At 29.5% G+C, this 12,142-nt stretch carries 11 protein-coding genes; 6 read left to right on the forward strand and 5 right to left on the reverse strand.

Going from position 1 to position 12,142, the window contains the following annotated elements:
* Nucleotides 1-202: 202 nt before the first annotated feature.
* A complete protein-coding gene (locus AXY43_RS27120) occupies nucleotides 203-1,114 on the forward strand; it encodes an AEC family transporter (protein WP_017209303.1) in 912 nt (303 codons plus the stop codon).
* A gap of 257 nt (nucleotides 1,115-1,371) precedes the next feature.
* A complete protein-coding gene (locus AXY43_RS27125; protein WP_105412480.1) occupies nucleotides 1,372-2,136 on the forward strand; it encodes an exodeoxyribonuclease III in 765 nt (254 codons plus the stop codon).
* A gap of 61 nt (nucleotides 2,137-2,197) precedes the next feature.
* On the opposite strand, the gene AXY43_RS27130 is transcribed toward AXY43_RS27125, so the two are convergent.
* Nucleotides 2,198-2,875 (reverse strand): YesL family protein, encoded by a 678-nt coding sequence (locus AXY43_RS27130; RefSeq protein ID WP_105412481.1) that lies wholly within the window; start codon nucleotides 2,873-2,875, stop codon nucleotides 2,198-2,200.
* A gap of 560 nt (nucleotides 2,876-3,435) precedes the next feature.
* Here AXY43_RS27130 and AXY43_RS27135 point away from each other — a divergent pair.
* From AXY43_RS27135 to AXY43_RS27150, 4 genes are all read left to right on the forward strand, one after another.
* Nucleotides 3,436-4,782, forward strand: coding sequence for an ABC transporter substrate-binding protein (locus AXY43_RS27135; protein ID WP_077869498.1), 1,347 nt, complete (start codon nucleotides 3,436-3,438; stop codon nucleotides 4,780-4,782).
* Nucleotides 4,783-4,878: 96 nt separating this feature from the next.
* Nucleotides 4,879-5,769 carry a carbohydrate ABC transporter permease gene (locus tag AXY43_RS27140; RefSeq protein WP_012058574.1) on the forward strand — a complete coding sequence of 297 codons (891 nt, stop codon included), beginning with the start codon at nucleotides 4,879-4,881 and terminating at the stop codon, nucleotides 5,767-5,769.
* Nucleotide 5,770: 1 nt separating this feature from the next.
* Nucleotides 5,771-6,661: a carbohydrate ABC transporter permease gene (locus tag AXY43_RS27145; protein ID WP_012058575.1), complete on the forward strand. Its 891-nt coding sequence runs from the start codon at nucleotides 5,771-5,773 to the stop codon at nucleotides 6,659-6,661.
* Nucleotides 6,662-6,724: 63 nt separating this feature from the next.
* Entirely contained in the window at nucleotides 6,725-8,242 is a 1,518-nt protein-coding gene (locus AXY43_RS27150; protein WP_023976143.1) for an alpha-N-arabinofuranosidase, read from the forward strand.
* Nucleotides 8,243-8,644: 402 nt separating this feature from the next.
* Here AXY43_RS27150 and AXY43_RS28325 read toward each other — a convergent pair whose 3' ends face one another.
* The 4 genes from AXY43_RS28325 to AXY43_RS27165 form a co-directional block, all read right to left on the reverse strand.
* On the reverse strand, nucleotides 8,645-9,217 hold the full coding sequence (locus tag AXY43_RS28325) for an IS630 family transposase (RefSeq protein ID WP_077836851.1): 573 nt from the start codon (nucleotides 9,215-9,217) through the stop codon (nucleotides 8,645-8,647).
* Entirely contained in the window at nucleotides 9,180-9,722 is a 543-nt protein-coding gene (locus tag AXY43_RS28330; RefSeq protein ID WP_012060634.1) for a helix-turn-helix domain-containing protein, read from the reverse strand. Before AXY43_RS28330 ends, AXY43_RS28325 begins: the two co-directional genes overlap by 38 nt.
* Nucleotides 9,723-10,038: 316 nt before the next feature.
* Nucleotides 10,039-10,962 (reverse strand): ArsR/SmtB family transcription factor, encoded by a 924-nt coding sequence (locus tag AXY43_RS27160; RefSeq protein WP_017209299.1) that lies wholly within the window; start codon nucleotides 10,960-10,962, stop codon nucleotides 10,039-10,041.
* Between the two features lie 202 nt (nucleotides 10,963-11,164).
* On the reverse strand, nucleotides 11,165-12,061 hold the full coding sequence (locus AXY43_RS27165) for an AraC family transcriptional regulator (RefSeq protein ID WP_105412482.1): 897 nt from the start codon (nucleotides 12,059-12,061) through the stop codon (nucleotides 11,165-11,167).
* Between the last annotated feature and the right edge of the window lie 81 nt (nucleotides 12,062-12,142).

Consider the following 12,142-nt stretch of genomic DNA (forward strand, 5'->3'; position numbering starts at 1 on the left):
TTTAGTTCATGAGTTGTAGCAATTTACTAATTTAATCGATAGTATATATTGAAATTAAGAATAAGTTATTAATTTTTCAGCATGTATTTGCATACATGCTGAAGTTAAATTTCTACGTTTTAATCCTAATTTGGTATTTACGTATTAGAGTGCTAGATGTGGAATTTTATTATTTCGGTATAATTAAGAGAAAGGGGTAAAAATGGGGGATATTTTAATAAAAGCGTTTAGCTTTATATTGATTATTGCGATAGGATATAGTTTCAAAAGGATAGGGGTTTTTGGGCCCAAAGACTATAAAATTATAACTAAAATTATAATGAATATTACTTTACCGTGTGCACTTATTACTGGATTTGCAAATTTTAAAATGGATACATCAATGCTTTTTATTATTTTGCTTGGATTTTTGGGAAACATTATAATGTCTTTTGTTGGCTTTGTTTTAGCTAGGAATAAGGATAATAAAGAAAAAGCCTTTAATATGTTAAATTTAGCTGGATACAATATAGGATGTTTTACACTCCCATATGTGCAGAGTTTTATGGGAGCATATGCTGTTGGGATAACAAGTCTCTTTGATATAGGTAATTCGATTATGTGTACAGGAGGTACATATGCACTTGCATCAGGTGTTGTTGGGGAAGAAAATGATCAAAGCATTAGAGCATTTCTTAGAAAAATGTTCTCATCTGTACCTTTTGATACTTATATGCTTATGTTTATAGTGACAATTACAGGTATTAAGTTGCCGCAGGTGGTATATACAATAACTTCAAATCTAAGTGCAGGAAATGCATTTTTGTCCATGCTTATGATTGGCATGGTTTTTGAATGCAAATTCCACAAGGAGCAGTTAGTTAAAGTTGCTTCTATTATAAGTATACGTTACTTGTTTGCAGCAATATTTGCAGTTATTATTTATTTTTGTGTACCATTTTCAATGGAAATTAAGCATGTACTAGTTATTTTGGTATTTGGCCCAGTTCCTGTTCTTGCACCAGTCTTTACGGCTAGATGTAAATGTGATGAAGGCTTAGCGGGGGTAGTAAATTCTTTATGTATACCTATAAGCATAGTTATAATAACTTTATTGTTGTTTATTATTAATTAGTATAATCGAAAAAGTAATATTTTGATAAATGGATTAAACCACTAGGCATAAAAAGCGTGTGGTTTTTTTGTTGTGTTAATAAATTATTTAATAAAATAATACGTGTGTTCTAATAATAAATTTATATTTAAAAATCTAGAGGTCAAAGTATCCAATTAAATCTAATAGAAAGTAGAAAGATAATTGTGATATATATATAGATAATATTTCTAAAATATTATATAATAATTATTATTATTTAAGATTTTAAGGAGGAGATGAAATTGAAAAAATTAATCTCATGGAATGTAAATGGGTTAAGAGCCTGCGTAAAAAAAGGCTTTTTAGAATATTTTAAGGAAATAGATGCTGATATATTTTGCATACAAGAAAGTAAACTTCAAGAAGGTCAAATAGATTTAGAACTAGATGGGTATGCAAGTTACTGGAATTATGCTGAAAAGAAAGGCTATTCAGGTACTGCTGTATTTACAAAAGAGGAGCCTTTGACCGTAAAAAGAGGTGTTGGAATAGAAGAACATGATAACGAGGGAAGGGTACTTACTTTAGAGTATGGTAATTTTTACTTAGTAAATGTTTATACTCCTAATTCTAAGCAAGGATTAGAAAGACTTGATTATAGAATGGTATGGGAAGATGTGTTTAGAAAATATTTAAAAGAACTTGAGAAAAACAAACCTGTAATAATTTGTGGAGATTTAAATGTTGCACATAAGGAAATAGATCTAAAAAATCCTACATCTAATAGAAAAAATGCAGGATTTACAGATGAGGAAAGATCTAAGATAAGTGAACTATTAGAAGCAGGATTTATAGATACATATAGATATTTCTATCCTGACAAAGAAGGCATGTATTCATGGTGGTCGTATAGATTTAATGCCAGAGCTAATAATGCTGGATGGAGAATAGATTATTTCTTGGTTTCAGAAAGTCTTAAGGATAAATTAGAAGATGCAAAAATTCATATGGAAGTAACAGGATCAGATCATTGTCCAGTTGAGTTGACAATTAATCTATAATAGATAAAAAACAAAGCATAATAACTATATTTGAGTAGTTGGTTATGCTTTGTTTTTTTACTCATTGTACAATAAATCTTTTTATGCCTATCCAAGCGGTAAAGCTGGAAATGAAAGATAGTATACCAAATGTTAGTATCAAGAAAAGCGGAAGTGATATAGGAAAAAAGAAAATATGAATTCCTAATATTAGTGCACAGGATAATTCGCCTAACAATGTATTTCTTATACACACAATACAAAGTAATATAGAATTTTTAAAAACATCTTTTAGAGGAAGAGAAACAGTAGTAAGCAACGGATAAATATACATGGATGCAAGTGCAAGTAAAACTGTGATAAAAAGACATAAATAGAAAACAAAATAGAAAATAGATTTCTCTTGAGCTAATTTTAAATAAAAGGATAGTGAAACACCTAAAAATGAAAATGCAATTAATATTATTAATCCACTAAATAATGATTGTTTCCAGTTGTTTTTAAAGGCTTCATGGAAATCTGAAAAAATATAAGTATGCTTTCTTTGGATCATAGACATTAAAATTGAAGTCATAGCACCGAAAGCTGGACCGATTGTAATAATAGGGAGGGAATATAAAACAAAGACAAAATTCAATTTAATTATATCCCAAAATCTCATAGTAAATAATTCAAAAAATAAATGTATACCTTCCTTTGGAGGCTCGTCCTTTTCTATACCAGGACCTTCACGTTCGAAATTTGGGGTTAATAGTTTCATATTAATCAATCTCCTCAAATAAAATTTACCTAATATTATTGATATATTTATTTTAGATAAGTTTAAAGATAGTATATCATTTGAAAATTTAAAGTTCAAGATTATAAAAACATTTACATGCCATTAAGAAGTTCATTATAATATAAAACATCTTAAGTTTTGTATAAAAAGGTCAAAATATGATTTAAATAAATCTAAAATAATTTAAATAAATATAACTTGAAAGTATTGACTTTAATAGATATAAGTATATAATAAATTTATGATAATAAGTTGCAACTTAAAAATAATGCATATGAAAAGGATTACTAGTGGCAAAATATCGATAAATTAACAAAAGGATTAAATAAACTAAAAAAATATATACATAAAATAATTTAGAAGGAATACAAATTTATTGATATACTTTAAAATTAATTAAAATAAAGCGCGTATTTGTACAAGCTTTGTTTATAAGAGTTATTTTGATCACTGTTTTTAAAGGCATATATTTAATTAACAAAAATGAAATGGTGTTCACTAAATATATTAACTTCAAATAAATAATGGGAGGTAAAAATATGAAAAGTGTAAAAATATTAAAAAAACTTGCTGCTATTGCTGCTGTAACATCCATTGCTGCAACAATGTTAATCGGATGTGGTGGAAGTAGTTCGAGTACTAGCTCGAGTGGAGGAAAGGATTCAGCATCATCTTCTTCAGGAGATCAGTTAGAAATGTGGACATTTATTGAGATGCATAAAACGTTTTATGAAAAGATGTTAGAAAAATGGAATCAGAAAAACCCTGATAAGAAGTTAAATATTAATTTTACAGTTCTTCCTTATGATGATATGCATAATAAATTGCAATCTGCACTCTTGTCCGGACAAGGAGCCCCTGATGCATGTGATATAGAAGTTGGCAAATTCCCTAATTTTCTTAAAGGAGACCCACAATTAGAGAATCTTGATGATGTTATTTCGCCTTATAAAGATAAGTTGGTTAAATCTCGTATAGATCTTTACAGTAAAGATGGACATAATTACGGACTACCAACACACGTTGGTGCATGTGTAGCATACTACAATACTGAAATCTTAGAAAAGGCGGGGATTGATTATAAATCTATAGCTACCTGGGATGATTTTAAAGCAGCAGGTGCTAAATATTATGCTGCAACTGGTAAAAACTTTGGGACAGCAGATACAAGTGCTCAATGGCAAGAAAGTCTTATGCTAGCAGAACAAAAATCAGATTTTACTGATGCGGATGGTAAGCCACAATTAAATAGTCCGCAAATGGTTAAAGCACTTACTACGTTAAGAGATTTACAAGATGCCCATGCAATAGCTACTATTCCAGGTGGACAACCTGACCAAACAGATGCTGAAGGTGCGATAAATAATGGGGACTATGCAGTTGCAATTATGCCTCTTTGGTATATGTCAAGATTTTTACAATACATGCCTGATCAAGCAGGTAAATGGGCAATTGCTCCGGCTCCAGTATTTGAAAAAGGTCAACTACGTTCTGTAGGTTTAGGTGGTACAGGTACAGCTGTAACTAAAACAGCTAAGAATAAAGAAAATCTTAAAGAATTCTTAGCATATGCAAAACTTTCAGATGAAGGTGAACAGGCAATATGGGAAGATTTAGGCTTCGATCCATGCAATACTGATTTATGGACTAAAAATGATATTACTCATAATCCAGAAAATAAGTTTGTAAAATACTTTAAGACTAATCCTTTTGATACATTAAACGAAATCAAAAATGAAATACAATTAATTAAATCAAATGATGCTATTCCAAGTATAAACAACGTTTTAAATACAGTTACATTAAATAGCATATTTGAAGATAAAAAAGATATAAAACAAGCATTAGATGAAGCACAGCAACAAGTAGAAAATGAATTGAAATAATTAAAAACATCCACACAGAGAAGCTTTTTACAAGCATATTGAGTTACAAAGATGGCTTCTCTGTATTATTTAAGCGTGGGAGGAGGAAGTTAAGAAATGGTAAAGAGATTTATATATAATAAAAAAGCAGCACCATATGTATTTATATTACCATTTATTCTTGTATTTTTACTTTTTTTCATATCTCCAATGGTAAATACGGTAATAATGAGCTTTGAGAATGTATTACCAGGATCGAGAAAATTTGTTGGGTTTGAAAATTATACAAAACTATTAGGGGATAAGGTTTTCTTAGTTGCGTTATGGAACAGCTTTAAATATATGATATGGACATTGATATTGCTTATTCCAATTCCAATGATACTTGCATGTATAATAGACAGCAAACTAATGGTTGGAAAAGAATTCTTTAAATCTGCATTATATTTACCGGCTTTAACATCTGTTGCTGTGGCAGGTATAATATTTAGATTTGCCTTTGGAGAACAATCTACTTCATTAATGAATCAGGTTGTTGCGCTATTTGGAATGGATCCATTTAAATGGCTAAAAAATGGAACTACAGGATTTATAGTATTGCTAGTATTGGCATGTTGGAGATGGACTGGTGTTAATATGTTATATTTCTTATCAGGACTTAAAAACATTCCTGCGGAATTATATGAATCAGCTGATATAGATGGAGCAAATACATTGCAAAAGTTTAGATATATAACAATACCTCAACTTAAACCGACAACAATTTATGTGCTTACTATATCTATTTACGCAGGTCTTGCAATGTTTATAGAAAGTTATATGGTATTTAATGGCAATAACTCGCCTAATAATATAGGTCTTACAATTGTAGGATATTTATACAGACAAGGTATTGAAAAAAATGCCATGGGTTATGCATCTGCTGTAGGATTAGTATTGTTTATTATAGGAATGGCTATTAATTTAGTGCAATTAAAACTAAATGGAACATTTAAGAAAGGAGATTAGTATGCAAAGCAATATTAGTTTGAATAATAAAAAAAATACGCAAAAAAATGCAGTAAGTCATGTAAAAAATTTGCCAAAAAGAATATTAATTTTTATGCTTTTTGCAGTCATAGCCGTAATATTACTAATTCCCTTTTATACATTATTTGTTTCTACGTTCAAGGATGGTGCATTAGTAATAGCAAATGGTATGGATGTATCAATAGATACTGCTAAAATGTCGTTTAAAAATTATATAATTCTATTCACAGAAAAAAATAGCTTATTTACATGGTTTTTTAATAGTTTATTTTTAACTATAGTGCAAGTAGTTTGCCAATTGTTTATCAGCGCATTTGTTGCATATGGTTTCGCAATGTACGATTTTAAAGGAAAGAATTTTCTATTTATATGTGTTTTATTCGTTATGATGGTACCTTTTGAGATTTTAATGTTACCTTTATATAACCAAATAAGTGATATGCATTTAACAAATACCTATATTGGAATAATTTTGCCGACTATAGCAAGTGCATCAACTATATTTTTCTTTAGGCAATACCTCTCCGGAATACCAAGAGACCTTGTTGAGGCAGGTAGGATAGATGGGGCATCGGAATATGGCATTTTCTTCAGATTAATTTTACCGATTATGAAGCCATCTTTTGCGGCAATGGCTATATTAAATGCAATGTTTAGTTGGAATAACTTATTATGGCCAATGTTAGTGTTGAAAGATGGTGCAAAATTTACTTTACCAATAGGATTAAATACATTATTAACGCCTTATGGAAACAACTATAATTTATTATTTGTAGGTTCTTTTATTTCAGTAATACCAGTATTTATTTTATTTGCATGCTTCCAAAAATATTTTGTAGAAGGTATGACAGCTGGAGCTGTAAAGGGTTAATATGATTTGATTTTCACTAAGGACTAGAAAGTCCAAACTAAATACTTAAGGAGATGAATTATAATGGCAAAAAAAGCAAAAATGGTGGTAGACAAAGACTTTAAAATATCCGAAATAGATAAAAGAATTTATGGTTCTTTCATTGAACATTTAGGAAGGGCAGTATATGGAGGGATTTATCAGCCAGGCCATATGTCAGCTGATGAAAATGGCTTCCGCACCGATGTAATGGAATTAGTAAAAGAATTAGATGTTCCAATTATAAGATACCCAGGTGGTAATTTTGTATCAAATTTCTTTTGGGAAGATAGTGTTGGAGAAGTAGCAGAAAGGCCCAAGAGACTAGAATTAGCTTGGAGAAGCTTAGAAACTAATGAAATTGGGTTAAACGAATTCTCAAAGTGGACTAATGCTGTAGGATCTGAAATAATGATGGCAATAAATCTTGGAACAAGAGGAATTGCAGATGCCTGCAATCTTTTAGAATATTGTAATCATAAAGGTGGTACGAAATATAGTGATTTAAGAATAAAACATGGTGTTAAAGAACCACATAAAATAAAAACATGGTGTTTAGGAAATGAAATGGATGGACCATGGCAGATAGGACATAAAACTTCTAAAGAGTATGGAAGATTAGCTCTAGAAACAGGTAAAGCTATGAAATTAATAGATCCAGATATTGAATTAGTTTCATGCGGAAGTTCAAATACAGCAATGCCTACTTTCCCTGAATGGGAAGCATCAACTCTTGATCATACTTACGATGTTGTAGATTTTGTATCTCTCCATCAATATTATGGTAATAGATTAAATGATACTGCAAACTTCTTAGCACAAAGTGATGATATGGAGCACTTTATTAAAACAGTTACTTCAACTTGTGATTATATAAAAGCAAAAAAACGTAGTAAAAAGACTATGCACTTAAGCTTCGATGAGTGGAATGTATGGTTCCATTCTAATAATGAAGATGATGATATAATGAAGAATCATCCATGGCAAAAGGCACCTGCACTTTTAGAAGATATGTATAATTTTGAAGATGCACTTTTAGTTGGATTAATGTTAATTGTTTTAATGAAACATTCTGATAGAGTTAAAATGGCATGCTTAGCGCAATTGGTTAATGTTATCGCACCAATTATGACAGAAGAAAATGGACCAGCTTGGAAGCAGACTATATACTATCCATATTTGCATGCATCTAAATACGGTAGAGGAATTGCACTTCAACCAGTAGTTTCTTCGCCAAAACATGATACTATAGATTTTACTGACGTAAAAGACGTTGAATCGATAGCAGTATATAATGAAGAAAAGGAAGAAGTTACAATATTTGCAGTTAATCGTAATTTAGAGGAAGATATTGAATTAACTTGTGATGTAAGAAGTTTTGAAGGATTTAAAATCATTGAACATATTGTGTTAGAGCATGATAATATGAAAATAGTGAATTCTCCAACAGGTGAAGCTGTTACTCCAAAATCTGTAGATAGAAGTAATCTGGTTGACGGAATTATAACTTCATCTTTGGGAAAAGCGTCTTGGAATGTAATTCGTTTAGGAAAGAATAAATAAAAAGCAATATATATTAAATAGGATTTAACACTATTAATTTTAGTTGTTAAATCCTATTTTATTGGCAAAGAATATGGAACTATAGATAAACCAACTATAATCTATACTTATGCGTATAGCTCACCGAAATGAATAATATACTTTTATTCCAGTTTCCAGGTAATTTTGATGGGTGATTCTAGGGCTGTAAAGTTGTACCCAAAGTGCTAGCCTCAAAGAACAAGCTTTGAACTAGCACAGTTGGAACAACTTATAGCCAAAGAATCGCATCCATCAAAATTACCAATGAAACATTCCACAAAAGTATATTACCCATTTCTAGTTGGGATATATTTCATAGTATAAATCTAACTTATAATTGGCTTATCTATATATAGATAAACAAATTTAGAATTAGACTTATTAGTAGTAATTTCTAGCATAAGCTAACGACTTAACCATATTTGTATCATCATTGAAACAATCATAAATTGATGATACAGAGGAAAAAAGGTCATCAATAGAAGGAAAAGCACTAGGACTGAAAATACAACTTTTTAATTTATTCCAGATATTTTCTTGAGGATTTAACTTAGGAGAATATCTAGGAGTATTTATTAAAAACAATTCTTCGCTATGCGCGTTAGCGAAATCTTGAATTTCTTTAGATGTATGAAATTTTGCATTATCCAATAAAACATATACTTTTTTGCCCGGATTTGCGTCAAGCAATCTTTCAAGAAAAACCTCAACCTCATGTGATTTAATAGAATGTTGAGCGGAATAAGCATCCATAATGGTATCGAATTTTTTTGAAATCTCAGTTGCACCAATTAAATTAAGTCCTTCGTGAGAATTATTACTTTCCAAAACAGGGGATACACCTACCTTACTCCAAGTCCTACGAATATCAGATTCTGTCCTAAGACCAGTCTCATCTAAGGCATACAAAACAGTATCAGAAGAATTTTCTACAGTATGGAGAAGGGTTCGCATTTTTTTTAAAGACCTCTTGTTCTTTTTTATCAGCCTTACTAGGCTTTCGTTGAGCTCTTTTATAGCTTAATCTACGTTTTTTTAATAAAACTCTTATATATTCATCTGAATATTTAATACCATAGTTTTGGTTTATATATTCTGCCAAGAGAGGGCAAGTCCATACATTTCCGATGAATCCGAAATCGTTTGGACGCGTATTTAGAACAGTATTTACTAAATCATCCTTCATTTCGGCTGTAAAAGTTCCTCCGGTCAAAGCACCACGACCATCTTTAAGTGCCTTAAGACCGACGGAATTCCAACTTTTTATATAATGAATAACTGTTGATTTAGTTTTTAATAAAAACTTTGATATTTCAATAGTACTATTTCCTTCATATCTCATGATTACAGCTGTTAGCACGTTACGAGCAAATTCGTCCTTAGATGAATTTCTCATTTTCTTAAGATTTTCGATTGTCCAATTATATAATGATGTTACTTCAATACCTTTTCTACCCATAGCTATTTCTCCTTACAAAAATTAACTAATACTAGTTTGTGTAAAAATAAATATGCTATGCATAAGTGTATTTATTAGTTTGGATATCTATATGTATGCAATTTAAGTAGATGAACATATTTACAAAATTGCTAGTGCTTTGAGCTAATATCTTCACTAGAAATCATAAATATATTTGTGTAGATAATATTTGAGATGGTATATAAATAAAATAAGAAGTAATATTTACGCCTTATAAATATTACTTCTTATTTATAATAAAAACAGATATAATTCAATATACTTTAATATATATAATTAGATACAATGATCAACATCAAGATTCTTGAGTTAATGTATTATAAACAAGTCTTACGCTTATGCCTTGATTGTAATTGCCAAAGTTTTTTCCGAAAATAGTTAATCCACCAACATGTTTTGTTTCTTCTGGAACAGCTAACTTTAGAAGGATATCACTTTTATAATTTAATTCTAAATCTTCTAGAGTGACATCTGAAATCTTTATTCCATCAATAAAAGTTCCGAAAGAATTTATGGTTAAAAGTTTTAATAATCCGTATTGATTCCAATGAGGATTCCACCAAGATGGAGTCAAAATACCTTTACTATCACCAAAATCTCCAGGACTGGTCCATCTACCAACATTGACATTATTTAAATAGAAATGTATATCAGATGGCCATATGCTACATACTCCAGGGGCTTCTGAACTTATTTCCATAGATATTTGCAATTCAGAAAATACTTCACTTGGTTTTAAATAGTTAGGAATTCTATATTCTATACTTCCTTTAGTGAACCAAAGAATATCTGCATTAATTCTTTCAGGATCAGCAAAGTAATTTGGATTGTCTACTTCTCCTATAATACTATCCTTGGTTGCGATGCCGCATGTAGGGGTAATATCATAATTTGAATAGTGACCTATATTTAAATCTATATGATATGAATTTTCTACATCTTGTTTGCCAATATCAATTACAAATTTATCCTCGTGAAGAGAACATATCTTTTGCAATCCATGCTTTCCAGTTAAATTAGTCGTTTTTATTAATCCACACTCTTCTAATTTTTTTATATGCATAGTAACTGCACCATTAGTTAAATCAAGTTTCTCTGATAACTCGTTCATATTTAATTGCTTATACTGTGATAAAATCTCTAATATATTCATTCTTACATCCGAACTTAAAGCTTTGAAAAGTGGCAAACTTTCCTTTAGATTTGTAATGTGAATCATAATAATCTCCTCTGTGTTGTTAATATTAGTTGAATTGAAATTAATGTTGAAATATTAATTTCAGAAAAATTGTACTTAAGTTATAGTTCGTTATAAAGTTATCAAATGATAATATGATATGTTAAGACTATTATACCCTTTACATGATTAAAAGTGAATAATCATTTTAAATATTTTTAAAATAAAGTCACAATACAAGAAATTATTTTTTGTTTAAGTTTTTTCTAAAATATGCATTTTTATATTCAGTTGGCGTGACGTCTTCAAATTTTTTAAAAAGTTTCATAAAATGCTTATCATCATTAAATCCAACCTGAAGAGCAATTTCTTTTATTGAGAAAGATGAATTTAATAGAAGTTGTTTAGAAGCGGAAATTCTTGTTTTATTGATGTATTTCAAAAGGGATATACCAGTATATTTTTTAAATGCCGAAGAAAGATAATCCTGATTGTAGTTAAATGTTTCGGCAATTTTATGTGCAGTTAAATTTGAATTATAATTTATATTTATCCAGTTTGCAATTTCATTTATTTTGCAATTGGTATTAGATAGTTTTTCATTTTGATGAATTATATTATCCATGAAATCTTGAGAGATTTCCATTGCCAACAGGCTTAATGCATAATTTGTTAAATATTCTGAATAACTCTTTTTGTTTGATAGATCAAGTAGTTGACGAAAAATAAGGCTTGTTCTTGCAGCAGAAGAAATTGAACCATATTCAGGTAAAATATAAACATCTGAAGAGGCTTTTTTTAATTCATTATCAAGATTGAATATATAATCATTAATTTGTTCAGAGTTTAAAAGTTTATATTCAGCAGAAGTAATCCTAAAATGACACCAATAGTAAGAAAGATTTCCTTCAGATTTTTTATAACCGTAGTGAGTATGGAATGGAAATAATATAATAAACTTATTTGGAGTAAGTTCATATCTTTTATCATCTTGTGCAATGTATAGTGTTCCCTCACAACCAATTAGAATAACAAAAGTATCGAGGTTTCTTTTAGAATGTATAAAATTTTCATTATTTATCAATTTTCCACTAGAACAATGAGTAAGGGGATATCTATTATCAGAGATAAAATAAAACATATAGGATTTCACCACCTATTATACTAAAATGAAAGTTGTTTCTATATAATAAATATACTATAGTTATATGTATAAAAGCTA

Origin of the sequence: Clostridium sp. MF28 (assembly GCF_002969175.1) — a bacterium.
GTDB lineage: Bacteria > Bacillota > Clostridia > Clostridiales > Clostridiaceae > Clostridium > Clostridium beijerinckii.

Bases quoted from the DNA above. Each gene is read 5' to 3' on its own strand.
- AXY43_RS27120 (WP_017209303.1), top strand. From the start codon at position 203: ATGGGGGATATTTTAATAAAAGCGTTTAGCTTTATATTGATTATTGCG.
- AXY43_RS27160 (WP_017209299.1), bottom strand. From the start codon at position 10,962: ATGATTCACATTACAAATCTAAAGGAAAGTTTGCCACTTTTCAAAGCT.
- AXY43_RS28325 (WP_077836851.1), bottom strand. From the start codon at position 9,217: ATGCGAACCCTTCTCCATACTGTAGAAAATTCTTCTGATACTGTTTTG.
- AXY43_RS27165 (WP_105412482.1), bottom strand. From the start codon at position 12,061: ATGTTTTATTTTATCTCTGATAATAGATATCCCCTTACTCATTGTTCT.
- AXY43_RS27130 (WP_105412481.1), bottom strand. From the start codon at position 2,875: ATGAAACTATTAACCCCAAATTTCGAACGTGAAGGTCCTGGTATAGAA.
- AXY43_RS27145 (WP_012058575.1), top strand. From the start codon at position 5,771: ATGCAAAGCAATATTAGTTTGAATAATAAAAAAAATACGCAAAAAAAT.
- AXY43_RS27125 (WP_105412480.1), top strand. From the start codon at position 1,372: ATGAAATTGAAAAAATTAATCTCATGGAATGTAAATGGGTTAAGAGCC.
- AXY43_RS27150 (WP_023976143.1), top strand. From the start codon at position 6,725: ATGGCAAAAAAAGCAAAAATGGTGGTAGACAAAGACTTTAAAATATCC.
- AXY43_RS27135 (WP_077869498.1), top strand. From the start codon at position 3,436: ATGAAAAGTGTAAAAATATTAAAAAAACTTGCTGCTATTGCTGCTGTA.
- AXY43_RS27140 (WP_012058574.1), top strand. From the start codon at position 4,879: ATGGTAAAGAGATTTATATATAATAAAAAAGCAGCACCATATGTATTT.
- AXY43_RS28330 (WP_012060634.1), bottom strand. From the start codon at position 9,722: ATGGGTAGAAAAGGTATTGAAGTAACATCATTATATAATTGGACAATC.